The organism is Dehalococcoidales bacterium (genome assembly GCA_030698765.1).
Taxonomy (GTDB): Bacteria; Chloroflexota; Dehalococcoidia; order Dehalococcoidales; family UBA2162; genus JAUYMF01.
In genome coordinates, this window is sequence record JAUYMF010000088.1 from 1 (window position 1) to 26,664 (window position 26,664).

31 protein-coding genes are annotated in these 26,664 nt (G+C 54.2%); 22 read left to right on the forward strand and 9 right to left on the reverse strand.

The features are described from left to right. Positions 1-443 (forward strand): DNA/RNA nuclease SfsA (gene sfsA, locus Q8Q07_04025; protein ID MDP3879458.1); only part of this gene is annotated, 443 nt, incomplete at its 5' end. 336 nt (positions 444-779) lie between these two features. Continuing rightward, complete coding sequence (gene radC, locus Q8Q07_04030; protein MDP3879459.1) at positions 780-1,556, forward strand: DNA repair protein RadC; 777 nt, start codon at positions 780-782, stop codon at positions 1,554-1,556. Between the two features lie 27 nt (positions 1,557-1,583). Here radC and Q8Q07_04035 read toward each other — a convergent pair whose 3' ends face one another. The 4 genes from Q8Q07_04035 to Q8Q07_04050 form a co-directional block, all read right to left on the reverse strand. Next, the gene (locus tag Q8Q07_04035; GenBank protein ID MDP3879460.1) at positions 1,584-2,105 is read right to left on the reverse strand and encodes a methylated-DNA--[protein]-cysteine S-methyltransferase; all 522 of its coding nucleotides are present in this window, start codon (positions 2,103-2,105) and stop codon (positions 1,584-1,586) included. Positions 2,106-2,178: 73 nt separating this feature from the next. Further along, positions 2,179-2,442: a hypothetical protein gene (locus tag Q8Q07_04040; protein ID MDP3879461.1), complete on the reverse strand. Its 264-nt coding sequence runs from the start codon at positions 2,440-2,442 to the stop codon at positions 2,179-2,181. Between the two features lie 4 nt (positions 2,443-2,446). Further along, positions 2,447-2,623 carry a hypothetical protein gene (locus Q8Q07_04045; GenBank protein MDP3879462.1) on the reverse strand — a complete coding sequence of 59 codons (177 nt, stop codon included), beginning with the start codon at positions 2,621-2,623 and terminating at the stop codon, positions 2,447-2,449. A 10-nt stretch (positions 2,624-2,633) separates the two neighbouring features. Beyond that, positions 2,634-3,164 carry a hypothetical protein gene (locus tag Q8Q07_04050; GenBank protein ID MDP3879463.1) on the reverse strand — a complete coding sequence of 177 codons (531 nt, stop codon included), beginning with the start codon at positions 3,162-3,164 and terminating at the stop codon, positions 2,634-2,636. A 97-nt stretch (positions 3,165-3,261) separates the two neighbouring features. On the opposite strand from Q8Q07_04050, the gene Q8Q07_04055 reads away from it, so the two are divergent. Continuing rightward, the gene (locus tag Q8Q07_04055) at positions 3,262-3,903 is read left to right on the forward strand and encodes an MBL fold metallo-hydrolase (GenBank protein ID MDP3879464.1); all 642 of its coding nucleotides are present in this window, start codon (positions 3,262-3,264) and stop codon (positions 3,901-3,903) included. 4 nt (positions 3,904-3,907) lie between these two features. Here the strand turns inward: Q8Q07_04055 and Q8Q07_04060 are convergent, their stop codons facing one another. Further along, positions 3,908-4,603 (reverse strand): PIG-L deacetylase family protein, encoded by a 696-nt coding sequence (locus Q8Q07_04060; protein MDP3879465.1) that lies wholly within the window; start codon positions 4,601-4,603, stop codon positions 3,908-3,910. 96 nt (positions 4,604-4,699) lie between these two features. On the opposite strand from Q8Q07_04060, the gene Q8Q07_04065 reads away from it, so the two are divergent. Further along, on the forward strand, positions 4,700-5,647 hold the full coding sequence (locus Q8Q07_04065; GenBank protein ID MDP3879466.1) for a GNAT family N-acetyltransferase: 948 nt from the start codon (positions 4,700-4,702) through the stop codon (positions 5,645-5,647). Between the two features lie 19 nt (positions 5,648-5,666). Here Q8Q07_04065 and Q8Q07_04070 read toward each other — a convergent pair whose 3' ends face one another. Both Q8Q07_04070 and Q8Q07_04075 read right to left on the reverse strand, forming a co-directional pair. After that, positions 5,667-6,896, reverse strand: a complete 1,230-nt coding sequence (locus Q8Q07_04070; GenBank protein MDP3879467.1) for a glycosyltransferase — start codon at positions 6,894-6,896, stop codon at positions 5,667-5,669. An 18-nt stretch (positions 6,897-6,914) separates the two neighbouring features. Next, positions 6,915-7,907: a GNAT family N-acetyltransferase gene (locus Q8Q07_04075; protein MDP3879468.1), complete on the reverse strand. Its 993-nt coding sequence runs from the start codon at positions 7,905-7,907 to the stop codon at positions 6,915-6,917. 154 nt (positions 7,908-8,061) lie between these two features. Between Q8Q07_04075 and Q8Q07_04080 the strand changes: the two genes are divergently transcribed. The 15 genes from Q8Q07_04080 (at position 8,062) to Q8Q07_04150 (ending at position 23,195) form a co-directional block, all read left to right on the forward strand. Further along, positions 8,062-8,571: a DinB family protein gene (locus Q8Q07_04080; protein ID MDP3879469.1), complete on the forward strand. Its 510-nt coding sequence runs from the start codon at positions 8,062-8,064 to the stop codon at positions 8,569-8,571. 115 nt (positions 8,572-8,686) lie between these two features. After that, on the forward strand, positions 8,687-9,655 hold the full coding sequence (locus Q8Q07_04085; protein ID MDP3879470.1) for a hypothetical protein: 969 nt from the start codon (positions 8,687-8,689) through the stop codon (positions 9,653-9,655). A 182-nt stretch (positions 9,656-9,837) separates the two neighbouring features. Continuing rightward, positions 9,838-10,347: a DinB family protein gene (locus Q8Q07_04090; GenBank protein MDP3879471.1), complete on the forward strand. Its 510-nt coding sequence runs from the start codon at positions 9,838-9,840 to the stop codon at positions 10,345-10,347. Positions 10,348-10,691: 344 nt separating this feature from the next. After that, positions 10,692-11,204: a DinB family protein gene (locus Q8Q07_04095; GenBank protein MDP3879472.1), complete on the forward strand. Its 513-nt coding sequence runs from the start codon at positions 10,692-10,694 to the stop codon at positions 11,202-11,204. Between the two features lie 404 nt (positions 11,205-11,608). Next, entirely contained in the window at positions 11,609-12,265 is a 657-nt protein-coding gene (locus Q8Q07_04100; protein MDP3879473.1) for a helix-turn-helix domain-containing protein, read from the forward strand. Continuing rightward, complete coding sequence (locus Q8Q07_04105; protein MDP3879474.1) at positions 12,262-13,446, forward strand: radical SAM protein; 1,185 nt, start codon at positions 12,262-12,264, stop codon at positions 13,444-13,446. Before Q8Q07_04100 ends, Q8Q07_04105 begins: the two co-directional genes overlap by 4 nt. Further along, entirely contained in the window at positions 13,443-14,591 is a 1,149-nt protein-coding gene (locus Q8Q07_04110; protein MDP3879475.1) for a radical SAM protein, read from the forward strand. Before Q8Q07_04105 ends, Q8Q07_04110 begins: the two co-directional genes overlap by 4 nt. Beyond that, complete coding sequence (locus tag Q8Q07_04115) at positions 14,584-15,576, forward strand: hypothetical protein (protein ID MDP3879476.1); 993 nt, start codon at positions 14,584-14,586, stop codon at positions 15,574-15,576. The genes Q8Q07_04110 and Q8Q07_04115 overlap by 8 nt, the downstream gene beginning before the upstream one ends. Then, positions 15,573-16,229, forward strand: coding sequence for a bifunctional precorrin-2 dehydrogenase/sirohydrochlorin ferrochelatase (locus Q8Q07_04120; GenBank protein MDP3879477.1), 657 nt, complete (start codon positions 15,573-15,575; stop codon positions 16,227-16,229). Before Q8Q07_04115 ends, Q8Q07_04120 begins: the two co-directional genes overlap by 4 nt. A 20-nt stretch (positions 16,230-16,249) precedes the next feature. After that, entirely contained in the window at positions 16,250-17,515 is a 1,266-nt protein-coding gene (hemA, locus tag Q8Q07_04125; GenBank protein MDP3879478.1) for a glutamyl-tRNA reductase, read from the forward strand. Next, positions 17,512-18,429: a hydroxymethylbilane synthase gene (gene hemC, locus Q8Q07_04130; GenBank protein ID MDP3879479.1), complete on the forward strand. Its 918-nt coding sequence runs from the start codon at positions 17,512-17,514 to the stop codon at positions 18,427-18,429. Before hemA ends, hemC begins: the two co-directional genes overlap by 4 nt. 1 nt (position 18,430) lies before the next feature. Then, positions 18,431-19,951: a uroporphyrinogen-III C-methyltransferase gene (cobA, locus tag Q8Q07_04135; GenBank protein MDP3879480.1), complete on the forward strand. Its 1,521-nt coding sequence runs from the start codon at positions 18,431-18,433 to the stop codon at positions 19,949-19,951. After that, positions 19,952-20,923 (forward strand): porphobilinogen synthase, encoded by a 972-nt coding sequence (gene hemB / locus Q8Q07_04140; GenBank protein MDP3879481.1) that lies wholly within the window; start codon positions 19,952-19,954, stop codon positions 20,921-20,923. Positions 20,924-21,122: 199 nt separating this feature from the next. Continuing rightward, on the forward strand, positions 21,123-22,418 hold the full coding sequence (gene hemL, locus Q8Q07_04145) for a glutamate-1-semialdehyde 2,1-aminomutase (protein MDP3879482.1): 1,296 nt from the start codon (positions 21,123-21,125) through the stop codon (positions 22,416-22,418). A gap of 12 nt (positions 22,419-22,430) precedes the next feature. Then, entirely contained in the window at positions 22,431-23,195 is a 765-nt protein-coding gene (locus Q8Q07_04150; GenBank protein MDP3879483.1) for a 3-oxoacyl-ACP reductase family protein, read from the forward strand. A gap of 277 nt (positions 23,196-23,472) precedes the next feature. Here Q8Q07_04150 and Q8Q07_04155 read toward each other — a convergent pair whose 3' ends face one another. After that, positions 23,473-24,237 carry an enoyl-CoA hydratase/isomerase family protein gene (locus Q8Q07_04155; protein ID MDP3879484.1) on the reverse strand — a complete coding sequence of 255 codons (765 nt, stop codon included), beginning with the start codon at positions 24,235-24,237 and terminating at the stop codon, positions 23,473-23,475. Positions 24,238-24,509: 272 nt separating this feature from the next. Between Q8Q07_04155 and Q8Q07_04160 the strand changes: the two genes are divergently transcribed. After that, on the forward strand, positions 24,510-24,863 hold the full coding sequence (locus tag Q8Q07_04160; protein ID MDP3879485.1) for a cytochrome c: 354 nt from the start codon (positions 24,510-24,512) through the stop codon (positions 24,861-24,863). 80 nt (positions 24,864-24,943) lie between these two features. Continuing rightward, positions 24,944-25,432, forward strand: coding sequence for a cbb3-type cytochrome c oxidase subunit I (locus tag Q8Q07_04165; GenBank protein MDP3879486.1), 489 nt, complete (start codon positions 24,944-24,946; stop codon positions 25,430-25,432). 19 nt (positions 25,433-25,451) lie between these two features. On the opposite strand, the gene Q8Q07_04170 is transcribed toward Q8Q07_04165, so the two are convergent. Then, positions 25,452-26,162, reverse strand: a complete 711-nt coding sequence (locus Q8Q07_04170; GenBank protein ID MDP3879487.1) for a PIG-L deacetylase family protein — start codon at positions 26,160-26,162, stop codon at positions 25,452-25,454. A gap of 186 nt (positions 26,163-26,348) precedes the next feature. Here Q8Q07_04170 and Q8Q07_04175 point away from each other — a divergent pair. Continuing rightward, a partial coding sequence (locus Q8Q07_04175; protein ID MDP3879488.1) for a RidA family protein occupies positions 26,349-26,664 on the forward strand: 316 nt, incomplete at its 3' end.

Here is a 26,664-nt window from a genome sequence, read left to right on the forward strand (position 1 = left end):
TGGTTTTTGAGAAAGCCCTGGAAATGCGGCTCATCCCCTGGCTTGATGACTGCCGCAGCTTCAGGAGGAATGCCAGATTGGGCGACTCCGTCATCGACTACCTTCTGGAAGGTGACGGGGAACAGGTCTACCTGGAGGTCAAGAGCGCCGTTCTCCGGCAGGGGCATTATGCCATGTATCCGGACTGTCCTTCGGCACGCGGGAGGAGACATATCAGGGAACTGACTCAACATGTCTCTGAAGGGGGAAGGGCTATTATCCTGTTTATCGCCGCGCTGCCCGGAGTGACGGCATTCAAGCCGAACCAGAGCGGCGACCCCGAACTGTGCGACCTGCTGGCTGAAGCCAGGAAAGCGGGGGTTGAGTTGAGGTCAATCGGTATGTACTACCACCCGGAAGATTCTTATCTGTACCTATCCAGTCCGGACCTGAGGGTCGTTTAGTGAGGTATTTCTGACGTTCGTTACTATGCTCGAGAACCATACCGACGAAAGTGGGTGAGTCGTCATTGCGATGGCCGAGCCCAAAGCAATCCGTAGCCTGGGGAGCGGATTGCTTCGCTACGCTCGCAATGGCAAACAAACTAGTAGACTGTAACGCACAATCTTTCGCTCAGGAACTCGGGTTGTCATTGCGAGGAGCGAAGCGACGTGGCAATCCCGCCGAATGAGATTGCTTCGCCTCCGCTTGAGCGGGAAGGCTCGCAATGACAGGACACGACTACGGTGCGAAACGGGTTGTGTTACATCGTACTGGTAGACTAACGAGGAAGGTCCAGGATGCCGGACAGAGATAAAACAGACGGACACAGGAAAAGGCTAAGGGAGAAGTTTATCAGGTCGGGCCTGAAGGGGTTCCACGATTACGAGATTGTCGAGCTTCTCCTCAGTCTGGGTACGCCCCGTAAGGACTGTAAACCGGCGGCAAAAGAGGCTATTGAGAAGTTTAAGACCCTGAGAGGAGTCCTCGAAGCCTCTCCTGATGAGTTGCAGCAGATAGACGGCGTCGGGCCTCACAGCGCCTTCGGCATTAAGCTGGTGCAGGAGGTGGCCCGGGAATTCCTCAAGGAAAAAATCATTGACAAGCCCATCTATAAGTCCGCTCAGGAGATTTTTGATTATCTTTATCACTCCATGCGTGACCTTAGGAAAGAGGTGTTCAAGGTCATACACCTGAACAGCCAGAACCAGATTATTGAGACAGAAGACCTCTTTAGCGGGACGGTGAACAGTAGTTCTGTATCCCCGCGTGAGGTCGTGGAAAGCGCGCTTAAGCATAACTCCGTCTCACTGATTTTTGTTCATAATCATCCCTCAGGCAACCCCGAGCCCAGTAAAAGTGACCAGGAATTAACCAAAGACCTGGTCTATGCTGCCAGTATCGTACGGATCAAGGTGCTTGACCATATCATCATCGGCAATGACCGCTATTACAGCTTCGCCGCTGAGGGCCTGATTGAGCAGTACGAGCTTGATTTCCTGAACCTGAAAATGAAAGGGGTCTCCGAGGCCAAACGCCGGATATATCGGGCGAATCTCTTCGGGGGACCTGGCTGAGGCTCACCAGACTTGATATCAGAACCGCTAGCCCCGGCCAGCGGCTTCCAGGCGAAGGAGGCTCCTTTTCATCTCGATTCCTCCGCTGAAGCCGCCGAGATTGCCATCACTGGCGACCACACGGTGGCAGGGTACGATAATGGGCAGCGGGTTGCTGCCCAGAGCCTGCCCCACGGCCCGGGCCGCTTTTGGCTTCCCGACCTGATTGGCTACCCAGGCATAGCTCCGTGTTTCACCGTATGCAATGAGCCTGGTCTTCTGCCATACCTCACGCTGAAACGGGGTAGCCCCTGACAGGTCGATTTTATCGGGGAAGGTTACCTGCTGGCCGCGAAAGTAAGCCTTGAGGCGTTCCATCAGGTCAGCAAACAGGCGGGGAGAGATGGTGGCCTGTTTGATTGTGTCACCTAACAGGCGGTACGCTTCCGGTTCTGAGCGCCGGGGGAAGGTTATAGTCAACAGCCCCCCCGCCCCACCCAGGATTCCTACCCAGCCGGCATCGGTAGTAAAGACAGTATACTTTAGCTCTCCGGCCATATTTTCGTCCAATTTCCTTCTGTAAAAAAGATCGCTGTCTCTATTTTTATTTTGGGGATGATCAGTAAAGGAAACCGGCGCTGGTTTATGGCTTGTCCGGCTGGCGGCGGCGCTGAAGATAAGCAGCGAAGAATATCAGGCCGATGCCCACAAAGATGCTTACCAGTATTTTAAGTGGCTGGGGAATGTCCATACCGAGGAAGAAAGCGTAGCTAAAGATACCGGTAAGCACGGAAATACCGAAAGCAATGTTATGCGCTTTTACCTGCCTGTTTTTTACCGCCCGGTACACGAACCAGACGAGGAAAGCCAAGGCTGCCAGTACCGCGATAGTAATTATGGAAGCCATCCGATTACCAGCCTATCTCTTCAAAGTATTTGTTTAAAAAGGCGAACATGGCGGTGACCAGCAGGAGGCTGACCAGCTTGCCGATTTCAGACATAAACCTGATGTATTCTCCAGCCAGAAAACCGATACCCGCCACAGAGAACAGGATACCAAATCCGTAGAGCACATATACCAGTCTCATATATTGACTCCTAAAACGGTCGTCCCGGAGTAATAAGGGGATTTACGCTAATGACGATTCTGCGCTCAACCTTTCCCGCGTTGATGACCACACTGAGGTTGTAGGCCTGCTCGGCAGGGATGCCCTCGGGCCTGAACTCATCGGTATTAAGCTCCCAGCGCACCTCCCCTTTTTCAAATGAGCCTAACTGCATTGATTGAGAGGCCAGGTCGCGCAGCTTTTCCTGGCTGCGCCAGGCGGAAATATCGATATCAGCCGCATAGTTTGAGAAAAGGCGGTTGTCTACCTCATAGCGGAACGCTATTCTGTCGCCACGGTTGGCATATACAAAATAGGCGTTGGTGCTTCCCCCCACCGGTACCGGGACGGGAGCAAAGCCCCGCCCAGCTTGCTGCCAGTAATCGTCCTCTACTCTTTGCTCGAACTCACCGGTGGTTATGAAGACGGTGTCATACACGCCCATGTACCCGTCGACAATAAAGATGCCGACCAGGGCGAGAAAGCAAGCCAGCGCCAGGAACAGGTAAAGATTCTTACGCATATCAGATTATATTATATCACTCACGTCAATCAGTATCATATTGTGATATAATAAAAACCATCGCAAAATCAGGCAGTATTCAAGGGGGGTTAATAATATGGTGGTCATAGCCCAAGGTGATGACGTCCGTATTGAAAAGCTTGAATTAGGTCCCTACGGTACCAACGCTTATATCATCGTCTGCCAGCAAAGCGGCGACAGCGTCCTGATTGATACTCCGGCGGAAGCGGAAAAAATCATGGCCGGCTTGCAGGGTACTCACCTCAGGTACATACTGCTGACCCATAACCACATGGACCATCTGGGCGCCCTTGCCGAGTTGCACGTCAGGTTAATGATACCCCTGGCGGTACACGCCGCAGATGCCGGGAATTTGCCGGCAGAAGCGGAGATGCTGCTGAAAGACGGGGATACTATCTCAGCGGGGAAAATAAAGCTGGAGGTACTGCATACGCCGGGGCATACGCCGGGCAGTCTCTGCTTTAAGGTGGGCCGCTACCTGATATCCGGGGATACCCTCTTTCCCGGAGGCCCGGGCAAGACATGGTCGCCGGCGGATTTCCGGCAGATAGTCGAAACGATAACCGGAAAGCTTTTCCCCCTGCCGGATGATACCCCGGTGTATCCCGGACATGGCGCCGTTACCGTACTAAAGAAGGAAAAGGACGCTTTCGCCGTGTTTTCCGCCCGCCAGCATGACGCCAATCTGTACGGAGATGTGCTCTGGGCTTCTTCTTAATCCTTTACCGCCATATCTCTACCCGGTGGAAAGCCTCGGCAAGCTCGTAGTCTGTTCCCTCAGCCATTGTTTTGCAGCGTTCCATCAGCCGTTCTTCCATCTCGTGGTTCATGCGGTCTCCTACCTGGCTCTTGTGGCAGTGCAGGGCGGCTAGCTTGAGTTCAAAAGTATCGCTAATATCGGAGCAATAATTTGGTTCTTCAGAACCCCAGAGGAATACTTCTTTAACTTTGTGGGGCATGTGTCCTTCTGCAATCAGGTCAGGATAAGCGTGATAATCACGGGCAAAAGGGAAAATGGCATCCAGGGTTACCCGGCTGGTAATGCGGTGGTCACGGTGCCAAATATAGCGGCGGTACAGGTCAGTGGTGACCACAGTCTCCGGACGGTACATCCGGATCAAGCGCACAATCTCTTTCCTGAACTCGGATGTATCTTCCAGGGTCTGGTCAGGATGGCGCAGGAAGACGACCTCTCTGACTCCAAGCACCTTGGCGGCTGCCAGTTGCTCCTCTTCCCGGATTTTGGCCAGTTCCTCCGGTTTCATAGCGGGGTCACTGGAGCCCTTGTCGCCATTGGTGCAAAGTACATATATTACGCTTTTACCTTCTCTGGTCCAGCGCGCAATGGTTCCGGCAGCGCCAAATTCAGCGTCATCGGGGTGTGGTGTTACCACCATTACTTGAGCCTGTTCAGTCATTACCTGAGCCTCCTTGGTTCTGAGATGTTATAACTAGACATTGTATAACATTATGCAGACTGGTACAATTATAGTCTGAGGAGGCTGATAGCCGTTATGGGAGGTTTTCCCTATAGTATCAGGAATTATCAGCCGGGCGATTTTGGTAAATTCGTCCAGTTGACTATAGAGGCTGAAAAACTGGAACCGGCCGGGCGTTTTATCTCGGAACAAGCTATTGCCAGGAGACTCGGGCGGCCAAACTACTCTCCGGAACGTGACCTGTTTCTCGCCAGCATCAAGGAAAAGCCGGTTGGCTATCTGGACATTACCTCGAACCTGGGTATCGGGCGGGTTATTTTCGATTGCTGGGTGCATCCTGAGCACCGCCGGCAAGGAATTTCGACCCAATTGCTAAACCGCGCTTTTCAGCGCGCCCGGGAACTGGGGGCAAAAGTTGCGCATGTCAATATCTCCCAGGAAGATGTGGCAGCTAGAAGCGTGTTGCCCAGGTTTGGCTTTGAGTGTGTCCGGCGTTTTCTTGAACTGAAACTGGATATGACCAAAGTCCCCGGGGTGGATACTAACCCCCCTGATATAACCTACCGTCACCTGCAACCCGGTGAAGAAGAGATCCTGACCCAGATTCAGAACCGCGCCTTTGCCGGTACCTGGGGATATAACCCGAATACCGTTGAAGAGACAAAATATTTCCTTGAATCTACCGGGCAGTTTCTGGAAGATGTAATTCTGTTATTTGATGAGGGTAAGGTCATAGGCTACTGCTGGACAAAGACGCTCGGTAAAGGTGGTAGGGTTTCAGGGAAGGGAAAGGGGCGACTTTTTATGCTCGGAGTGGACCCGGATTATAGAGGCATGGGGGCGGGGAAACTGGTGTTGTTAGTCGGCCTGGCTCACCTCAAGGAAGAAGGCCTGGAAACGGTAGAATTGACGGTAGACAGTGAGAATGAGGTGGCGGTTAACCTTTACCAGTCTGTCGGTTTTGAAATTGAGACCAGAAGCTTCTGGTACGAAAAGGTAATAGACACGGGGGAGAGTACATAAGTTTGCCAGGGGGAATCGGCTAAAGTACGGGGATGAGATAATTGTCCACTGCCAGCTGGCATTCCCGGTTAATTGCCTCAGCGATGTTAGTCCAGGAGAAGCCGTGTACTGATGCCCGGATTGAGAGAGCGGATTCCGTATGGGGTTGAGGGTTGCAGAGAATCCGGTCTATTTTCTCGGCGAGGCTGTGGGGGGTATTCTCCGTAACTACATAACCGGTAACTCCCGGCTGAATAATGTCTTTCAGATTACCGACGTCCGTAGCCACTACCGGCGTGCCGCAGGCTAATGACTCCAGGGCTACCAGGCCGAAGCTTTCATAATAGGAAGGAATCACGCAAACTTCAGCCGCGCTGTAAAAATAAGGTAGTTTATCCTGTTTTATCATGCCCAGAAAAGTGACCGAATCTTCTATTTGAAGTTCCCGGCAGAGACCTTGTAGCTTTTCTATTTCCGGCTGGCTGCGCTTATCACCACCAATAATAACTAACCTCGGCCGGTGGCCATCTTGCAGGTAAGGCATTGCTCTCAGTAATGTTGCGATGCCTTTCAGTGGCTCAATCCGGCCGACGAACAGGATAATCTTATCATCAGTTGAACCTAGCTCCCGCCGGGCGTCCTCTTTGTCTACCGGGCGGAAAAGCTCCATGTTCACTCCGCAGGGGACCACGCTGATATTTTCCGGTGAAGCTCCGTAATAGTGAATCAGGCTGGTTTTTTCTTTCTCCGTAGTCGCAATGATGTGCTGGCAGTCCCGGACGGCTTCCTTTTCCGACTCAATGCGCAGGTCAGGTTCTTTCTCACCGATACCAATGGCATTCTTGACCGCGCCCAGGGTATGGAAGGTGGTGATGTGGGGGATATTCCAGCGTTGTTGCAGATGTTTGCCCGCCAGGCTGGAAATCCAGTAATGGCTATACAATAAATCGTATTGAAGGCTGTCGTTCTCTCTGAAGCTCTCCAGGTTCTCAACAAAGTCAGGCAGGCAAGTATATACGGCCAACTTGTCTATTTCCTCGTCACCGGCCCTGAGGTGAATCAAGCGGGCATTCTGGCCGAGGTTTACAATCTGAGGGTCTTTGGGGTCATGAACGCGGGTGTAGATATCAACGGTATGCCCCTGCTTGCCCAGTTTGCCAGCCAGTTCCCGGATATGGACACTCATGCCTCCGGTATCTTTAGCGCCCAGGGTCCCCACGGGACAACTGTGAACACTGAGCATAGCGATTCGTAATTTGCGGACTGTCATCAGCAGTTTTCTCCACCATTACCTGGCGGTTATCTGGCAGCGGGACAAGGGGACTTCTCTACCTCCCAGGTGGTATTTGTATATCTCATTCCCTTTCAGCAGGTCAAATCTCTTTTTACCCGCCTTGATGCTTTCCTGAATACAGAGGGTTTTACACAATACCCCGACGCTTAACGAGTTGAACTGCGGGTCGTAGGCGCTATTGTACAGGTATATCGTATCGCCGTAATCAAAGCCCATAGTCATTGCTACGGGTTGTTTATCAATCTCGAGGATGCCGAATCTAAGCAGTCCAATCTCAGCCATCGCTTTGGCCAGTGACCGGAAAAAGGATTCCCTGCGGGCGGTCATAAAACCGGCTTTCTCCTGCCGGCTCAGCGCGAAGAGTTTCAAAAAGGTGTCCATGAAATCTTCATTCAGATGGTTTGAATTGGAACAGCGGTATTCTACTTTGCCGGTCTCCCATAGTCTTCTTAGTTTACGTCTTACTTCATGGCGCTGCTTTTTACTCAGTGTCGCCAGGTATTCCTCCCAGCTAGCCGGTAAGTCTATCTCCAGAGAAACATCCTCCGGCTGGCACAGAACTTCATATCCCCGCTTCACAGCTATCCCTACCAGACTGGTAAGCACCGTAGAATCGGGTCGTAAAGAACCTAAGTCCAGGTGTTTCACCCCTTTTTCCCCCAGATCATCGAGTAGAGTGTTAAAGAACTCCTCCTCTTTACCGTCGGCAACCACGAAATCAAGATAGTCACAGACGTCAGCACTACCGATGATAGAGGCCCGCCCTTCTTTTATCAGCAGCGGGGCGATACCAATAATTTCCCCCTCCCGGCGGATAGTGACTAAATACGGCTCAGCCTCGGGGTTAAATTCCTGCCACCAGACTTTTAACCAGGCAGGTAACACGAAGACCGGGTTCCACATAAGCCGATGGTTTGAGTCAGCCCAACAGGAAATGAGGCTCTCGAAACTCTCTTCGATAACGGCATAGTCCATACCTATAATCAATAAGTGTAGCACTTTCATTGCGCTTTTAGCAAATAAGGTGGTCTGGATGGCTGGTCCCGGCGGCTCTTTTTAGCGGCGGCGGGGTTCTTTACTTATTAGCGACTGCCAATTACAATGCGTTAGCAGGAGCTATCGAGAGCATCTGGAGGTGTCTATGGAGGCAAAGGAAGTTTTACTGAGGTCTCTGGCGCAGAGCCGGGGATATCTGACTGGAGCGCTGCACGGGTTGACCCAGAAGGAGGCGACCTGGGCCCCGGCCCCGGAAAGCAACAGCATCATTTTTATCCTCTGGCATGTGACCCGGGTGGAGGATTTCTTTTTCAACCGTGTTGTGCAGCGACTGCCGGAACTTTATGAGGCGGAGGGGTGGGGAGAGAAACTGGGTACACCGGAAAAGGGGACGGGCTGGGAATATACCCTGGAACAGCTCCGTGCCTGGCCGGTTCCGCAGCTGGCAGACGTCGAAGGGTACTTTCACTCGGTGAGGAAGAAAACACTGGATTTCATTAACTCCCTTACTGCGGAGAAGCTTTCCGAGATCCCCCGTCCTGAGCGTTCTTCTGACTCGGTAGGCGTCACATTGACGCGTATCGTCACCGAGATTGCCCTGCACGTGGGACAGATTGCTTATCTGCGCGGGGCTCAGCGGGGATTAAACAAGTAGCACCTTCATCCGGAGGCAGGATCTACCGCTAACATTTCAACAAGTGGCCAAAAAAGAAATCATTCTTCCAAGGAGGCACCGGTAATTGTACTAAAAAGACATAAAGGAGAAAAAGATGAGAAAAGTCCCAAAAAGCCCAACTGGCAGAGGAAAACAAGTTCCTATAGCATTCCTAAGTCTACTAGTATTAATAATTCTAACTATGCCAGGATGTCAGCTATCTACTTTGCCTAATACTACGCAGGAACCCATGCCTAATCAAGAACCTCCTCCTATTATCTTCGCCCCTGGCCAAGAGGATAATAGCCAAGAGACGCAAACTTATCCGAAACCTCAAGTCTACATTCCTGCAAGGATTCCTCCAAGTCCTAGCACTCAAGAAGTAGAGCAAGAGCAAAGTGTAAACCTTCCCCAAGTCATCGCTCTAACGAGCAGTGTGGTAGATCCTTTAGATCTTCACAACAAAGTTACCACAGTGATAGAAGTAACTCTAAGTTTCACTCCAGAAAATTCCCCGGGTTACTACAAGGTTACTCTATTATCTAGTAGGGACGACTTTGGTGATAAGGTAATAGACTGGTACGGAGGTACTAATATTACCAAAGTTTATTGGACGCTAACCACAGGTACAGAGACTTTCAATGACTTGCTAAAAGGTGTTTCTTATAAGGAAATACTAGAAACTAGAATAGAATATCAAGAGTTTTACTCAAAAACAGCCTCTATAATTTCAGATCCCATTCCATTAGAAAAGGATATAGCGCGGTCAATAAGTGACGTTAGAGAGAACAAAAAGCTAACTCCTTTACTTTGGTCTCAAAGGAACTTTGACTTTGCCACAGAAGAAGTAGAAAAAGTAGGAAAGTTGGGAAAACTTTCAGTCTCCGACGACCATCCCAGAGATTACCTCATACTTGGTCACGAGTCTAGAGAGACCACTGAACCACAGGAACTATTAGACTACTGGGTTAGACAAGAACAATCTAGAGGAATACTGTACGATCCTAGAATTAAAGAAATAGGTGTTAAGACCGATACTTACTCCAATAATAAGTACTATACGATAGTAGTGCTGTCTTACTAACAAGAGGCACTAACTGATAAAGGGGAAAGCGATAAGGAACTTAAGTAGATAGTAGAGCTTTACTCCAAAAATTAGCTTCGTAGTAGTGGTTTATTTAATTCGGCCGGCTAACTCGCTTTACTTCTTGTTGTTCCGAGAGTTACAATGCGTTTTATTAAACTGAAGGTGCTCAGGAGGTATCTATGGACAGCTGTATTGAAGTGATTGTCAGGTCCTATGCGCAGAGCGAAGACTGGTTGGACAGGTGGCTGGATGGTCTAACCCAGGAGGAAGCCACCTTCCGCGGTACCGGGGAGTGCAACAATATCATCTGGCTGCTGTGGCACTTTACGCGTGGCGAAGACCACTTTCTCAATGCGCTGATTCAGCACGGAGAAGAGGTCTACGACACTGGCGGCTGGCAGAAGAAGCTGGCGACACCCCTGGACAGGGGCCCCGGCTATACTCTGGAGCAGATACATGACTTCCCGGAGCCGAAGCTGGAAGACGTGCTGGACTATCATAAAGCCGTGCGGGAGAAAACCCTGGCCTATCTCAACTCCATCACTGCCGAAGCGCTGGGGGAAGTGGTGCAGCCTGACGCACGTCTCAAGACGGTGGCGGCGATAATCTCGCGCAGCATCACTGAAGTCGCGTTACATATCGGCCAGATAGGCTACCTGCGCGGGATGCAGCGGGGGATAAATAAGTGATCATCTGCAGGACTGGTTGGACAGGATAGTGGTGATTGTGGGGAATGAAATCCTGGAATACATTATGTTCTGTGGATTTTCTCCTTGCTGGTGATGTCTTATCTCGGGCAGGCGTCTTTATCTTTTACGTCCTGGCTGTTACAATGCAGTGAGATAGCCGCTAGTAGCTTGTATCACTTAAATTGTACCGGTCGTCATTGCGAGCGTAGCGAAGCAATCCGTTTCTCGGGGTGGCGGATTGCTTCGGGCTTCGTCCTCGCAATGACAGTTTTGGTGGCTATCTCTTAAACGAAGGATTAAGTGTTACAAAGTACTAGAATGTACTGGTATGTAAGGAGGTGTTAATGAATACCATCGAGCTGATGCTGAAATTTCTGGATCATAGCGAGGGTTTTCTGACCGGGGCACTGGACGGACTGACCCAGGAAGAGGCTGCCTGGACTCCCACCCCTGAATGTAATAGCATTCTCTTCACTCTGTGGCACATGACCCGCCTGGAAGACCACTGGGTGAACACTATGGCGCAGGGTAAAGATGAACTCTACGATGTTGAAGGCTGGCAGAAAAAGCTGGGTACCCCGCCCAAGGAGAGGGGCGCTGGCTACACGCTGGAGCAGCTTCAAGCCTGGCCGGTACCGAAGCTGGAAGCCCTCCATGCTTATCACAATGCGACACGAGAGAAAACACTGGCTTTTCTGAAGGGGACGACGAACGAGGTATTATCGGAAGTAATCCCGCAGCATCGCGGTGACCCGGAACCGAGGAGCCTTATCCTGGGCCGTATCTTTGCCGATGTTTTGCTGCACGTGGGGCAGATTACTTACCTGCGCGGGATACAGCGGGGAATCAATAAGTAGAGGCTGTCTGAAAACGATGAATTGGCATACTGAGCACATTCGCTTCGCTCAGTGTAAACTCCGCGAAGTACCTGGGTTGGGGAGGCTACAGCCTCATTGTAAGCCCCACCCCCAGATTCTTCGGTCACTATATTCCCTCAGAATGACAATTTCGGACAGCCTGTCTCATCCGGTGAAACCCTCTTAATCAGAAGTGAGCGGCAGAAGCAGGATATAATTAGGGGAGAAACCAGGTACTATTTGGTATAAATACGGGATATATTATCCTTTACAGCTATCGTATAACCGTCTATTCTGTTTTAGAATTTTATAGAATTTTGCAGTTTTCGCCATTTTCGATTATACTTAGTCTAAAAGACAGTAGTTTCCTCAGCGTTTAACCGGTTGTCAAGGAGCGTGGGCTTTTGAACCAGGAGTCCCTAATCAGTATCAGTGAAGCCAGTCATGTCCTGGGGGTCAGTGAGGCGGCTCTCCGGCAGTGGACGGATGAAGGCAAAATAAAGGCTTTCATCACTCCCGGCGGTCACCGGCGCTATTCGAGGACAGATTTAAAGAAGTTCATGGGCTCGCAGCAGAAGATGCTCGGCATCAAGGACCTGGTTGGGGAACTGGAAGATACCGTCCAGGTACACCGCGAGGTCTTCAAAGCTGCGCTGGAGGCTACTTTCTGGTATAACCGGCTTGATGAAGAATCACAGGAGCGTCTGGCTCACCTGGGCCGCCGTCTTCTCAGCCTGATTATCCGCTATATCACCGAGCCTTCAAAACGGGAGGAGACGGTTAAGCTGGCACGGGAAGTCGGGCATGACTTTGGCGATACACTGGCTAAAATCGGGCTTCCCCTGACTGATTCGGTGGAAGCTTTTATGCTGCACCGCACCCCGATTATGGATGCGGCGACTCATATGGTCAAGAAAAGAGAAGCATTTAATGGACGCGTGGTGGAAGCGATACCGCGCGTCGGTCACGTTATGGATGAAGCCCTGGTCTCGCTGGTGGCGGCACACCAGCAGCACCATAACTTATTTCGAATTGATGTTAAAGGAGAAGCTCTGGCATGATATCGATCTCTCGATTGCTCTGTGATACTATCAGTCCCGGTGACGGTCTCCGCTATGGAGAGTCGAAGGGGCATCCCTCCGGTATCAAACCGGCCCCGGGAATACCACGGCCGGTGGTGGTCTGGAACTTTACCCGGCAATGTAATTTAAGCTGTCTTCACTGTTATGCCAGCGCTAACAACTGCCGGTCTCCGGAAGAGATGGATACGGATGCCGGGAAAGCGCTGCTGCATGACCTGGCTGAATTTAAGGTTCCGGTCATTCTGTTCTCAGGTGGTGAACCCCTGCTCAGGAAAGACCTTTTTGAGCTGGCCGCGCTGGCCCGGGAGCTTGGCATCAGGGTGGCTCTATCTACCAATGGTACCCTGATCAACCGGTCAGTAGCTGAGCAAATCAGCGAGATTGGCTTCGCCGAAGCGGGAATCAGCTTGGACGGCATCGGCCTGAACAATGACCGCTTTCGCGGTCGGAAAGGCGCCTACCAGGCAGCCCTGGATGGTATCCGCAACTGCGTGGCTCTGGGGGTAAAGGTATCCTTGCGCCTGACCATCACCCGTTTCAACTATCAGGAGATTCCGGCTATTTTCCGGTTGATTGAGGAAGAAGGCGTCAACCGGGTCTGTTTCTACCATCTGGCTTATGCCGGCCGTGGGGGCAGCCTGCGGGCGGAGGATGTCGACCATGCCCAGACCAGAGCGGTGGTTGATGAAATTTGTGACCGTACGCTAGACCTGCACCGGCGTGGTTTCCAGAAAGAGATTCTTACCGTGAGCAACCATGCCGATGGCGTCTATCTTTATCTCAAACTGCGGGAGCAGGACCCGGAGCGCGCCAGTACCGTACTGGAGATGCTCAGGACTAATGGAGGCAATAACTCCGGTATTAAGATTGGCGCCGTTGATGACCTGGGGAATGTCCATCCTGACCAGTTCTGGTGGCACTACTCGCTGGGTAACGTGCGCCAGCGGAAGTTCGCTGATATCTGGACAGATACCGCGGAGCCGCTGTTGCAGGGTTTGAAAGACCGCCGGTCGCTGCTCAAGGGCCGCTGCGCCCGCTGCCAGTATCTTGACCTCTGCAATGGCAACCTGCGGGTGCGCGCCGAAGCCGTGTTTGATGATGTCTGGGCGGAAGACCCGGCCTGTTATCTTACCGATGAGGAGATTGGACTGCTAGCATGACTGTGGTAGCGCCGGATAATCAAAAAGATATCATTCAACCCAGGTTGCAACTGGTAGCCTGGGAGATAACCCGTAGCTGTAACCTGCTCTGCGCCCACTGCCGGGGTTCCTCCAGTGCCGCGCAGTACAGCGGGGAACTGACCACCGGGGAGTGTTTCCGTGTCGTCGATCAGATACGGGAAGTAGGTAAGCCGATCCTTATCCTCACCGGCGGCGAACCGCTGGCCCGACCGGATGTGTTTGACATCGGCAAGTATGCCGCCACTCAGGGGCTGAGGGTGGTCATGGGTACCAATGGTACGCTGATTACCGGGGAAGTGGCGGCTAAATTGAAGGAAGTCCCGGTAGCGCGTGTCGGGATTAGCCTGGACTTCCCGACGGCCAATCTCCAGGACAATTTTCGCGGGCAGGCGGGCGCGTTTGACGCCGTGATGACCGGCATCGCCAATGCCCGGCAGGCCGGTGTGGAAATACAGATTAACAGTACCATTTCGCAGTTGAATGTAAACTACCTGGACGATCTGCTGGCGCTGGCGCTCAAGGTGGGGGCGGTCGCTTTCCACCCGTTCATGCTGGTACCCACCGGCCGGGGCAAGGGTCTGGAAGCGATGGAACTGCCTCCGGAGCAGTACGAGCGGACGCTGCACTGGATATACGATAAGCAGCGGGAGCTGGGCGACCGGATGTTCTTTAAGCCGACTGACGTTCCCCACTACATGAGGGTGCTCAAGCAGAGACAGAAACAGGACCGGGATTCCGGCATTGCGGCAAGCCCGCAGCCGCCTGCCGGTCATCCATCGGCTGGCGGGCACCCCCCGGTCAATGCCATCACCCGTGGTTGCCTGGCCGGTATTGGCTTTTGCTTTATCTCCTACCAGGGGAAGGTGAAGGGATGTGGCTACCTTGATGTCGAGGCGGGAGACCTCAGAAAAGAAAGCTTCGGGCAGGTCTGGTCTACTTCGCCTCTGTTCTGCAGTTTGAGAGATCTGTCCAATCTAAAAGGGAAGTGCGCCGTTTGTGAATACCGCAGGATTTGCGGCGGCTGCCGGGCGCGGGCTTACGAGACTACCGGCGATTGTCTTGATGCCGAGCCTTACTGTGTCTACCAGCCTGCGGCGACGATGGAGGACCTGGTTGATGCCTAGTCTGACTCTGGATGGTATTGACCGGAAACTGGCCAGTCTGCTGCAGACGGCGTTCCCCTTCACGGTTGAGCCGTTTGCCGACCTCGGTTTGCAACTGGGTATTCGGGGGGAAGAGGTTATCAGCCGTATCGAAGGCTTGAAGGAAGCGGGCATTGTCCGCCAGATCGGGCCGGTACTCGATGCCCGCAGCCTCGGTTACCGGACCACGCTGGTGGCAATGAGGCTGGCGGAAGACCGGCTGGATGAAGCAGCGCGGATTATCGCGGAGCATCCCGGAGTCAGCCATGCCTACGAGCGGAACCATCACTTTAATTTCTGGTTTACCCTGGCCATTCCGCCGGTGACCGATTTCGATGCCGAGCTTAAACAACTGGCGGCTGATATCAACCCCGAAGCCATCTTTTCACTGCCCGCAGTTAAAATGTTTAAGCTGCGGGCCTATTTCGCCATGGATGAGGGCAGTCAGGCGGCCGTTGACTCCGGTATACAGTCTGGAGAGTTTGTTCCGCAACCATTTGGTCTTTCCGAGTCGGATAGAATGATAGTTAATGGACTCCAGCAGGACCTGCCGCTGGTTCCCCGTCCCTTTGATGCTCTTGCTGAGCAGGCGGGTATGATACTAGATGATTTCTTGGTTCACTGCCGGATGCTCCAGCAGAGCGGAGTGATACGGCGCTTCGGCGCCGCTATCAACCATAAACGGGCCGGTTTCAAGGCGAATGCGATGACCTGCTGGATGGCACCTCCGGAGATAGTCGATGCTGCCGGGGAAAAACTGGCGGCGCTGCGGGAGGTCAGCCATTGCTACGAGAGACAGACCAATCCTTTATGGCATCATAATCTCTTCGCCATGATACACCACGATTCTGCGGAAGGGTGCCGGCAGATTGCGGACCGGGTGGCGGCGGAGACCGGGTTGGGGGACTGCATCATGCTCTTCAGCACCAGGGAATTTAAGAAGGTGAGGGTCAGATACCAGGTATGAAGAAAAGACTGCCCTCTTTCTATTATCCGCTTTTCCTGAACCTCAGCGGCAAAAAGTGCGTGGTCGTCGGTGGCGGGCAGGTTGCCCTGCGTAAGGTCAGGACGCTGCTTGAAGCTGGCGCTGCTGTTGAGGTCATCAGCCCCGAACCCTGCACGGAGATGATTAAGTTGGTGGAGGAAGGTCAAATCACTGTCCTGCGCCGCAGCTACCAGCCGGGCGACCTGAAAGAAGCCTCGGTGGCTATCGCGGCCACTGATGATAATGATATTAATCGGCAGGTTGCCGTGGAGGCTCGCCGAAGCAGGGTGCTGGTCAATGTTGTTGATGACCCGGAGAACTGCGATTTTATCGCTCCATCATATTTGCGGCGGGGGGATATTACCATCGCCATTTCCACCGCCGGGAGAAGCCCGGCACTGGCTAAGAAGATCAGGGTCAGACTGGAAGAGGAGTTCGGTGACGAGTTTGCCGCCCTGGCGCAGTTGATTGGTGAAGTACGCGCTGATGTCAGCCGGCAGGGGATCAGGGTTGACGGTGATGCCTGGCAGCAAGCCCTGGACCTGGACTTATTGAGCGACCTGGTGCGCAGGGGGAATGCTAAGGAAGCCAGGGACGCCGTGCTCGCCAGTTTGACAGGAAGTAAAAGTAAGTAATGAAGGTAAGGTCGATTTAGATGCATGTTAGTCTGGTCGGTCTGAACCACGGTACCGCGCCGATTGCTGTCCGTGAAAAAGTGGCAATCAGTGCCGGGCAGCTCCAGGATTCACTGGCAATGCTCGGGAAGTACCTTTCCACCGGTGTTATTGTTTCTACCTGTAACCGTATTGAGATTTATACCACCGGTAGTAATGTTGTACATGCTGAGGAAGCCAGCGCCGGTTTCCTGAAAGCCCACTTTGACATCGCTGACGCTGATTTGCAGCAGCACATCTATACTTACCGGGATAAGGCGGCTGTAGAGCATCTTTTCCGTGTCACCAGTGGACTTGACTCGATGATTATCGGCGAATTTGAGATTCTGGGACAGGTGAAGCAGGCGCTGAAGGTTGCCGAGAAAGCGGGGATGGTGGACTTACCGTTACGCCATATGTTCCAGAGCGCCATTGGTACCGGCCGGCGTGTTCGGGAGGAGACCGGCATCAGCAAGAATGCCCTCTCTGTCAGTTCGGTGGCGGTGGACCTGGCTGCCGGGATTGTTACCGACCTGGCGCATTGTAAGATGCTGGTTATCGGCGCCGGTGAGGCCGGCAGGCTGGTGGCGAAAGTGGCTAAGGAGAGGGGGACTTCCCGGATAGTGGTTGCCAACCGCTCCCGGGAAACAGCTTCCGTCCTGACGGCGGCGCTGGGCGCTGTCTCCGTTACCCTGGATGACATGCCGGTTGAATTAAGCACGTCCCATATTGCCGTTACCTGCACCGGAGCGCCACACTGGATACTGGACTTCAGTCTGGTAGAGGCAGCGATGCGCTCCCGTCCTGAGTCGCCCCTGGTCATCATTGATATCGGCGTGCCCCGTAACGTGGAGCCGAGGGTAAGGCAATTAAACAACGTTTTCCTGTATAACATTGACGACCTTACCGAGATTTCTGACCGGAACCGCCAGCAGCGCGAGGGTGAAATCAAGCTGGCGCTGGCAATCATCGGTGATGAGGTTGGTAAATTTAGCACCTGGTGGCAGGCCCTTGAGATCAGGCCCGTGGTAAGCGCCCTGATGCAGAAGGCTGAGGACATACGGCTCAAGCAGCTGAACAAGACTCTCGGTAAATTACATAATCTCTCTGATGAAGAACGGGACAATGTCGAGGCGATGACCAGGTCGATTGTGACCAAGATACTTCAGTACCCGATATACTATCTGAAAACGGAAACCGCTAACAACGGTGATTATGCGGAAATAGTAAGCCATCTTTTCCAATTGAATATGGAGCGATCGGAGTGAAGCAGAGTATCACTATCGGCACCCGGGGCAGCCGGCTTGCCCTGATTCAGACCGAGCTGGTTGCTGGGCGGATTAAGCAGCAGAACCATCATCTGGAAGTCAACATAACGGAGATAACCACTCAGGGAGACCGTGACCGTCAGACCCGCCTTGACCGTCTGGCGGGGGAGGGTGTCTTTGTCAAGGAGCTGGAAGAATCCCTGATTGATGGCAGCATTGACCTGGCAGTGCACAGCCTGAAAGACATGCCTACCCGGGTTCCGTCAGGATTAGCCTTGTCGGCGGTACTGGAAAGGGCTAACCCCGGGGATGTGCTGGTATCCAGGGGTGGGAAGCTGTCCGGGCTTCCGGCAGGCGCCAGAATCGGTACCGGCAGCCTGCGGCGCGCCGTTCAGCTTATCGCCCTCCGTCCTGATTTGAAAGTGGACAGCATCCGGGGGAATGTTGATACCCGTGTGCAGAAGGTGTTCAGCGGGGAGTTTGACGGAGTTATACTGGCAGCAGCGGCGATGATACGGATGGGGTGGCATGATAAAGTAAGTGAATACCTGTCCCTGGAGGACTTTTTACCGGCGGTGGGGCAGGGGGCGATGGTGGTGGAGACACGCTCTGACGATGAAGATACGGTGGCACTGGTCTCCATGATAAACCACCTGCCTACCTGGCATAGTGTTACCGCCGAGCGGGCGTTCCTCGATGCTCTGGGCGGTGGCTGCCGGGCGCCGATTGCCGCACTGGGAACGGTCACCGGCGATACCTTAAAACTGGAAGGGATGGTTGCTGAGCCTGGCGGTAAAAAGCGGTTACGACTGGTTGAGGAAGGTAAGGCTGCTGATGCGGAGGCGGTGGGCAGGCAACTGGCGCAAAGGATGCTGTCCCTTGGTGCCGCCGAGTTCATCTCCGAGGTGACGTAGGGTGAAACGAGGTAAAGTCTATCTGGTCGGCGCCGGGCCGGGTGACCCCGGTCTGATTTCAAAGCGGGGGCTTGATTGCCTGGCGCAGGCTGAGGTCATTGTCTACGACCGCTTGCTCGATGAGCGGCTGCTGGACTCGGCATCCCCTGAAGCCGAGCGGATATACGTTGGCAAATCGGCCAGCCAGCACAGCAAAACACAGGACGAGATAAACAGGCTGCTGGTGCAGAAGGCAGGAGAGGGCAAGGTGGTGGTACGACTCAAGGGCGGCGACCCCTTTGTCTTCGGGCGGGGTGGTGAAGAAGCTGCTGTCCTGGTGGATAAGCAGCTACCGTTTGAGGTGGTGCCGGGGGTAACCTCGGCAGTGGCCGTACCTGCCTATGCCGGTATCCCGGTGACCCACCGCGGTCTGGCATCATCTTTTGCCGTTATCACCGGGCATGAAGACCCGGCGAAAGCCGTCTCCAGTATCGACTGGGCAAAGCTGGCGACGGCGGTGGATACCCTGGTCTTCCTGATGGGTATGGAAAACCTGCCCCAGATAGTGGCGCGACTGGTTGAGCATGGCCGTCCGGCGGATACGCCGGTAGCCGTGATTGAGCAGGGTACCCGGCCGGGACAAAAGACGGCGGTCGGTAGCCTGGCTGATATTGTCGATAGGGTAACAGAGCAAAGTTTAAGACCACCGGCGGTAATCGTGGTTGGTGAGGTGGTCGGGTTGAGGGAAAAGCTGCGCTGGTTTGATAATCGTCCCCTCTTCGGCAAGCGGGTACTGGTCACCCGGGCGCGGCACCAGGCCAGCGCTCTGAGTCGGCTCCTCACCGAGCGCGGAGCTCAGCCGGTGGAGCTACCGGCGATTGATATTCAGGCGGCATTCAATAGCGACGAGCTTGACCGGGCTATTTTGCAGTTAAAACAATATCAATGGCTGGTTTTTACCAGCGTCAATGGTGTGGAAGCCTTTTTTCAGAGGCTGCATGCCCTCAACCTGGACAGCCGCAGCCTCGGCGGGTTGAAAGTGGGCGTTATCGGGCCGGCGACAGCCGGAGCTTTAGCGCTGAAGGGTATAGTCCCCGATTACATGCCGGAAGTCTATACCGGCCAGGGGTTTGTCAACGGACTGAAGAAGCTGGAAGTTGGCGGACAGCGCTTTCTCCTTCCCCGGGCAGATATCGCCGATAAAGAACTGGTCGAAGGTCTTATGAAACTGGGCGCTGAAGCCCGGGAAATCGCCGCCTACCGGACGCTACCGGCGGTTGACGCCATCGCTCGGGCGCGGCAGATGCTTTCGGATGGTGAGATTGACGTTATCACCTTCACCAGTTCGTCTACGGTGTCCAATCTGGTGACTGCCTTTCAAGGAGAACCGCCGCCCGTGAATGGGGCTAAGGTTGCCTGCATCGGCCCCAAGACCGCGGAAACCGCTGTGAGCAAGGGACTGAAGGTGGATATCCTGGCCCGCGAGCAGACAATTCCCGGTCTGGTAACGGCTATCGAAGAATACTTCGGAAAGGAGGCTTAGATGGCTGGCTTTCCTCAGTTGCGTCTACGCCGTCTGCGTCAGACACCGTCTCTGCGGGCGATGGTGCGTGAGACTCATGTCAGAAAGGATGACCTGATTTATCCTCTCTTTGTCGTGGAAGGTAAGGGCATAAAACGGGAGATACCTTCAATGCCGGGTGTCTTTCACTTTTCTCCTGACCGGCTGCAACGCGAAGTTGAAGAGGTCGCCGGTCTGGGTATTCCGGCGGTGCTCCTCTTCGGCATCCCGGAACACAAGGATGAGGTCGGCTCGGAGGCTTACCATGATGAGGGTGTTGTCCAGCAGGCGGTACGGGCTATCAAGCAAGCCGTGCCGGAGCTGCTGGTGGTGACCGATGTCTGTCTCTGCGAGTATACCAGCCACGGGCACTGCGGTGTTATCGTCGATGGTGATGTTGACAATGACCGGTCGCTGGCGCTGCTGGCGAAAACGGCGCTGTCACACGTTGCCGCCGGTGCCGACATCGTGGCTCCTTCCGACATGATGGACGGGCGGGTCAGGGCGATTCGAGAGACGCTGGACGGAAGCGGCTTCCCGCGTATTCCCATCCTGGCTTACGCGGCGAAGTATGCCTCGGCGTTTTACGGGCCCTTCCGTGAGGCGGCGGAATCGACGCCCCAGTTTGGCGACCGCCGTTCCTACCAGATGGACCCGGCCAACCGGCGCGAGGCGATGCGGGAGGTGGAGCTGGATATCGCCGAGGGGGCGGATATTATCATGGTCAAACCGGCGCTGGCTTACCTCGATGTGATTAAAGAGGTACGTGAAACCTATAACTATCCCGTCGCTGCCTATAATGTCAGCGGCGAGTATGCCATGGTCAAGGCGGCCGTCCAGCGCGGCTGGCTGGACGAGAAGCAGATTATACTGGAGGTGCTCACCGCCATCAAGCGGGCGGGAGCCGATATTATCCTTACTTACCATGCCAGGGAAGTGGCGCAGTGGCTCTAGAGGGGGCGTCTAAGAACAATTAAATGAGTTGGTTTGTTGGTCATTGCGAGCGTAGCGAAGCAATCCGTTCCCCAGGCTATGGATTGCTTCGGGCTTTGCCCTCGCAATGACAGTTCATCTCTCAGCAGCCTCTCTAGACTAAGTTTGTTTAGGATTTAGTGCTTCGGATTTAGGATTAGTGTTTTTCTGAGGGGTGACAATGAAGGAATTGAAGCGTTCCCAGGAACTTTTCGCGGAAGCCCGGCGCTACCTGCCCGGCGGCGTTGACAGCCCGGTACGGGCTTTTAAGGCGGTCGGCGGAACTCCCCCTTTCATGGTGCGGGGACAGGGTTCTAAAATCTATGACGCTGATGGCAATGAATATATCGACTATGTTTGTTCCTGGGGGCCGCTGATCCTGGGGCATTCCCACCCTCATGTGGTTGAAGCGCTGCGGGAAGCCGTGGCGCGGGGTACCAGCTTCGGCGCTTCCACTGAGCTTGAGATAACGCTGGCGAAGATGATATCGGAGGCGATGCCCTCTCTGGAGATGCTGCGATTTGTCAACTCGGGTACGGAAGCGACGATGACGGCGCTGCGTCTGGCCCGGGCATTCACCGGACGTGACCGCATTATAAAATTCGCCGGTGGCTACCACGGGCACTCTGACGGGTTGCTGGCTAAAGCCGGTTCAGGGGTGGCAACCCTGGGAATCCCCGATTCCCCCGGTGTTCCGCAGGGCTATGCCCAGAATACGCTGGTGGCCCCTTATAATGATGCTGCCGCCATGGAGGAAATCTTACGGAGTTATCACGGGGAGATTGCCGCCGTCATCATCGAGCCGGTAGCGGCTAACATGGGGCTGGTGATGCCTAAACCCGGTTTTCTGGCCGAACTGCGTCGCCTGACCAGTCAGTTCGGGGCACTGCTTATCTTCGATGAGGTTATCACCGGTTTCAGGGTAGCTTACGGAGGAGCGCAGAGTCTCTTCGGCATAACGCCTGACCTGACCTGCCTGGGCAAGATTATCGGCGGCGGACTGCCGGTAGGGGCCTACGGCGGGCGGCGGGAGATTATGGAGATGATGGCTCCGGAAGGGCCGGTCTATCAGGCCGGGACACTCTCCGGGAACCCACTGGTGATGACCGCCGGTATCGAAACCGTAAAAGTCTTGAGTTACCCCGGGGTCTATGAACAAATGGAAGCGAAAGCATCAAGACTGGCGGAAGGCGTCACTGCCGCCGCGGCTGAGGCTGGTATCAGTGTGCGTATTGCGCGGGTGGCGTCACTGCTGACCGTCTTTTTCACTGCTCAGGCGGTGGTCGATTATGACTCAGCGAAAAGGTCAGATACAACCCTTTTTGCCCGGTTTTTCCGGGAGCTACTGTCCAATGGTATCTACTGGCCGCCGTCGCAGTTTGAAGCTGCCTTTATCTCCCTGGCGCACAGTGATGAGGATATTCAGGCGACGGTGAAGGTGGTCGCTGACGCATTCAGCACGGTAAAAGCCGGTTAAGGAGGCTGACCGATGAGTATTGTTGATTTTTCCCTGGCGGGTAGGGTGGCTCTGGTTACCGGTGGTAAGAGTGGGATTGGCCGGGCTATTTCGCTGGCTATGGCTGAAGCCGGGGCGGATGTGGCTATTTGCAGCCGGACGCTTGCAGATGGCGAGTTGGTGGGGGTGGCTGACGAAATCAGAGGAAAGGGGCGGCGGGCTCTGGCGGTACGGGCGAATATTTCTTCCAGTACAGATGTGGCTGACCTGGTAGCGGCCGTGATGAAGGAATTCGGCCGGATTGATATTATGGTCAATAACGCCGGTAACTACCTGCGGATACCATTGCTGGAAATGTCTGAAGAAGACTGGGACAGCATTATCAATACCCATCTCAAGGGCTGCTACTTCTGCTGCCAGGCAGCGGGCAAGATAATGGTTGCCCAGAAGAAGGGGAACATAATCAATATCGCGTCGACTCTAGGGCACGACCCGCGCCCGATGGTGGGCGCTTATGCTGCTGCCAAGAGCGGCATACTGGCAATGACCAGAGTGCTGGCCATGGAGCTGGCTCCCTACAACGTAAGGGTTAATGCCATCAGCCCCAGCCTGGTCAAGACCAGGCTCACGGAAAGGGTGCGCAACGACGATGACTTTAAGCGGGCGGCCGCCCAGGTGCCGTTAGGGCGTCTCTCGGTACCCGAAGATATGGCCGGTGCCGCCGTATTTTTTGCCTCGGACGCTTCCAGCTTCAGCACCGGTCAAAACATCCTTGTCGATGGCGGTCGTTACGCCTGACTCGGTGAGGCTAGGGTCGCGCCAGGTAAATGAATGTACAGTTGTACTCTATAAATGAAAAGAATATTTATTGACTTGGTATAAGCGATTAGGGTGCCCATCCCCCTGTGCCCCCTTCCCCAGAGGGAAGGGGGAGTGTACAGTAGAGAGGGGGCAAAGCCCCCTCTCTTAAAACTCTTCCCCCTCTCCTGGTAGGAGAGGGGGATAAAGGGGGTGAGGTCGTGTGTAGGTGCGCGACAAAAGAAATAATTGGTTTAAGAAATAAGCTGAGGCGATATCAGGGACTCTTGTCCTGGCGGTCGTCCATCGTGCCCATCCCCTCCAGCGCCAGCCCGTATCCCAGCAGGTCGTGTATCTGGCTTTTGAGGTGCTGGGTGAGCAGTACCCGACTGTAACGCAGAACCAGTGGCGGCTGCTGTGCCAGCTGCTCGGCCAGTTCCCAGGCACGGGGGAGCAACTGCTCCTTGGGCAGGACTTCATTGACCAGTCCGAGTTCCAGTGCCTGCTGTGCCGATAGCGTCTGGCCGGTGAGCAGGAAATAACGAGCCCGGTTCAATCCCATCAGCAGGGGATAGATAACGTGCATCCCGTCGCCCGGAATGAGCCCGTTGGTGAAGTGACCGGAGTCCTGGAAAGCGGCTTCCTCGGCGGCCAGGACGATGTCACAGGTCAGCGGCAGTTCGGAGTGGCGCAGGGCCGGGCCGTTGATGGCGCTGATCATAGGCGCTTCGATATTCAACAGGTTCATCAGCAGGTGCTTCCCTTCCCAGTAAATCTTGTCCCACCACCAGGCAGGGCCCCGGGCGCGGACGCCGGGCGTTGCTTTGGGGCCGGAGAAGACGTCCCCGGTGCCGGTGATGATAACCACCTTGTTTTCCGGGTCGCTGCCGATATCTCCGAAGGCGCGGGGGAACTCACGGTGGGGCAGCGTTCCCCACTGCAGGGGGCCGTTTTCCGTGTGAAAAGTAACCTGGAGAATGCCGTTGCGGCGTTCCATTTGGATGGTCTGGTACTTGTCTGCGTACTCTTCTAGCTTGGCCATGATAATAACCTCCTTTACGGGTCTGATAACCGGAATTGAGAAGTCACACGCGAGTCAATATTAAGCCTGTTCCGGTCTGGAAACAGGTACTTCTATGTAGTCAACAATACGCTGTTCCCAGTATATCTGAAATTTGGTGTCAGTGCTATGCTACTTAACATATTAAGACAGGCTGAGATACAACGGCGGCAGGCGTAAGATAGGCCATACTGTTGCCGTTTGAGTACTTTCTCCGTGATTGTGCTGATTATGGAAATGTATCGGGGTAGCCTGTGACACATCGGATAACTCCCATCATACTGGTCATCACAAATCTGCTATTACTGGCCTGCCAGGGCCAGGCAACGCCGCCAGCCAACGCGCCTAGGGGGGACATAACCACGGTTCCGGATGGCGCCAGCCTGTATTCCGCTAATTGTGCTTCATGTCACGGGGAAAGCCGGCAGGGAGTGTACGGCTCCGGTGGCGCACTGACACCGGATAGCCTGGGGGTACGGAGTGATGCTGCCGTAAAAGAGACCATAGTTGAGGGTATCCCCTATACCAATATGCCAGCCTGGAAGACGAGGCTCAGCCCGGAAGAGATAGACGCGCTGCTGCAATTCATCAAATATACAGCTCCCTAGAATTCTATAAGGAGGTGTCCGGATGTGAATGGAATTAAGCGTTAACAGTCTTCTTACTGAATCAAACAGGAGGTGCCAGGATGCAAGCAATAGAAACTAACAAGCGGTTGGTGAAGTTTATTGTCGCCGCGGTGCTCTTCTTTGCCTGGGGTGTTGTTCAGGGCGCGCTTCAGGCACAGGGTCCGATTCACGAGTTTATCACCCAGGGACCGGCCGCCATCATCGTGGGAGCTCATGTCCATGTCAATCTCCTGGGGTGGGTCTCACTGCTCTTGGCGGCGGTGGTCTACTATCTGGTGCCAGTTCTCAGCGGTAAGCCCATCGCGGCGCCGCGCCTTATCAACTGGATATTCTGGGTCTTTGTGATTGGCTTCACGATACAGGCTGTGTTGATGATTACGGTAGGTATTCGCGCCGGTAACGCTTTCATTGCCGGAGTAGTGGGCCCTCAACTGGAGGCATTGATGACCCCCTATATGATGCCTATCGGCATACTGAGCATTATCTGCGGGATTGTCTGGCTGATGTTTGTGGTGCAGATACTGGTCACAGTCGGCCGGAAGAGTTAGACGGAACGTAGCCGCGCAATTATTGGAACAGGTCGGACTCTTTACCCGTGGGAGCGGGGACAGCCCGGTAGAGGTGCTCCTTTATGGCGAATCCGGCTTGCCGGTTTTGACGGAGCATCTCGATGAAATCTTGGGAGTCCTGTTGAGAGCGGTGGGCGGCGATGGCCTGTATCTTAAGGTCGAGATAGAGGCTGACGTCAACGGTTAGCGTCACCTCATCATCAGGACGGGTGATGACGCCGAACTCACCGACCTCAGGTACAGCGCTGGCCGGTATGGTCACGTAGTAAAGCTTGCGCGGCCCGGCCCCGGTGGCGCTTAGCCTCTCGAAGGCTCCGGTGGCTGCCCTGCCGATAGCGATATGGTCGCCGTGACCGCTAATACCGTCCGGCCCGAAGGTTATCACCACTTCCGGCAGGAGCTGCCGTATTATCTCGAAGACTTTGGCGGTCACTTCGTCAGTATCGGCTTTGTCCAGTTCACCGTCAATGTAGTCCAGGAAGTAAATCCGGCGGATGCCGGTAATGGCGGCCGCCGCCCGCAGTTCATCCTCCCGGGCGCTCCCGGTGCTTATGTTGTCTGGTACATCAATCCGGGAGCCCTTTTCACCTTTCGTGGCGCACACCAGGTCTACCGGTACGCCCTGCTGAGAATACTTGAGAATGGTACCGGCCAGGCCGAAACTCTCATCATCAGGATGGGCGAATACCAGCAGGATACTTCTGTTCATAGTTTGATTTCCTGACACGTAATCATGTGGATAGTGTAAGATTATCCCCTTGAGTTCTATTATACCAGAATTGCCAATTGCAATCCCTGCGGTGGAGGCGAGTAAGCCGGTTTGACAATAGCCTGCCGCCAACCTATATTTGTTACCGTGCATTGGTTGGTTCCGAATTCTTTAAGGAGGTAAAATATGACGAAAGAAATCGTCCAGAGTGAGTTCGCCCCCAAACCGGTAGGTGAATACTCCCAGGCCTGGGAGGTCACCGGCGGTAAGCTTATCTTTGTGGCCGGTCAAATCTCGGTGGATATGAACGGCCAACCGGTTGGCGTGGGTGATATGGCTCTCCAGATGCGCACCGTTTTCGAGAATATCAAGGGGGTGCTGGAGGGCGCCGGAGCCAACCTGAGGGACGTCATCAAGCTCAATATTTACGTGACTGACATGGCGCAGTTCCGTGAGAAGGGCGCCGGTATCCGGCGTGAGTATTTCCCGCATAATTTCCCGG

What these genes read in the sequence shown, in the direction of transcription:
- Q8Q07_04040 (MDP3879461.1), bottom strand. Translation starts at nt 2,442, where the DNA reads ATGGCTTCCATAATTACTATCGCGGTACTGGCAGCCTTGGCTTTCCTC.
- Q8Q07_04085 (MDP3879470.1), top strand. Translation starts at nt 8,687, where the DNA reads ATGAGAAAAGTCCCAAAAAGCCCAACTGGCAGAGGAAAACAAGTTCCT.
- Q8Q07_04090 (MDP3879471.1), top strand. Translation starts at nt 9,838, where the DNA reads ATGGACAGCTGTATTGAAGTGATTGTCAGGTCCTATGCGCAGAGCGAA.
- hemL (MDP3879482.1), top strand. Translation starts at nt 21,123, where the DNA reads ATGAAGGAATTGAAGCGTTCCCAGGAACTTTTCGCGGAAGCCCGGCGC.
- Q8Q07_04120 (MDP3879477.1), top strand. Translation starts at nt 15,573, where the DNA reads ATGAAGAAAAGACTGCCCTCTTTCTATTATCCGCTTTTCCTGAACCTC.
- Q8Q07_04065 (MDP3879466.1), top strand. Translation starts at nt 4,700, where the DNA reads ATGGGAGGTTTTCCCTATAGTATCAGGAATTATCAGCCGGGCGATTTT.
- Q8Q07_04105 (MDP3879474.1), top strand. Translation starts at nt 12,262, where the DNA reads ATGATATCGATCTCTCGATTGCTCTGTGATACTATCAGTCCCGGTGAC.
- Q8Q07_04165 (MDP3879486.1), top strand. Translation starts at nt 24,944, where the DNA reads ATGCAAGCAATAGAAACTAACAAGCGGTTGGTGAAGTTTATTGTCGCC.
- Q8Q07_04060 (MDP3879465.1), bottom strand. Translation starts at nt 4,603, where the DNA reads ATGACTGAACAGGCTCAAGTAATGGTGGTAACACCACACCCCGATGAC.
- Q8Q07_04115 (MDP3879476.1), top strand. Translation starts at nt 14,584, where the DNA reads ATGCCTAGTCTGACTCTGGATGGTATTGACCGGAAACTGGCCAGTCTG.
- radC (MDP3879459.1), top strand. Translation starts at nt 780, where the DNA reads ATGCCGGACAGAGATAAAACAGACGGACACAGGAAAAGGCTAAGGGAG.
- Q8Q07_04110 (MDP3879475.1), top strand. Translation starts at nt 13,443, where the DNA reads ATGACTGTGGTAGCGCCGGATAATCAAAAAGATATCATTCAACCCAGG.
- Q8Q07_04055 (MDP3879464.1), top strand. Translation starts at nt 3,262, where the DNA reads ATGGTGGTCATAGCCCAAGGTGATGACGTCCGTATTGAAAAGCTTGAA.
- Q8Q07_04045 (MDP3879462.1), bottom strand. Translation starts at nt 2,623, where the DNA reads ATGAGACTGGTATATGTGCTCTACGGATTTGGTATCCTGTTCTCTGTG.
- Q8Q07_04155 (MDP3879484.1), bottom strand. Translation starts at nt 24,237, where the DNA reads ATGGCCAAGCTAGAAGAGTACGCAGACAAGTACCAGACCATCCAAATG.
- hemA (MDP3879478.1), top strand. Translation starts at nt 16,250, where the DNA reads ATGCATGTTAGTCTGGTCGGTCTGAACCACGGTACCGCGCCGATTGCT.
- Q8Q07_04070 (MDP3879467.1), bottom strand. Translation starts at nt 6,896, where the DNA reads ATGACAGTCCGCAAATTACGAATCGCTATGCTCAGTGTTCACAGTTGT.
- Q8Q07_04050 (MDP3879463.1), bottom strand. Translation starts at nt 3,164, where the DNA reads ATGCGTAAGAATCTTTACCTGTTCCTGGCGCTGGCTTGCTTTCTCGCC.
- Q8Q07_04170 (MDP3879487.1), bottom strand. Translation starts at nt 26,162, where the DNA reads ATGAACAGAAGTATCCTGCTGGTATTCGCCCATCCTGATGATGAGAGT.
- Q8Q07_04095 (MDP3879472.1), top strand. Translation starts at nt 10,692, where the DNA reads ATGAATACCATCGAGCTGATGCTGAAATTTCTGGATCATAGCGAGGGT.
- Q8Q07_04150 (MDP3879483.1), top strand. Translation starts at nt 22,431, where the DNA reads ATGAGTATTGTTGATTTTTCCCTGGCGGGTAGGGTGGCTCTGGTTACC.
- Q8Q07_04080 (MDP3879469.1), top strand. Translation starts at nt 8,062, where the DNA reads ATGGAGGCAAAGGAAGTTTTACTGAGGTCTCTGGCGCAGAGCCGGGGA.
- hemB (MDP3879481.1), top strand. Translation starts at nt 19,952, where the DNA reads ATGGCTGGCTTTCCTCAGTTGCGTCTACGCCGTCTGCGTCAGACACCG.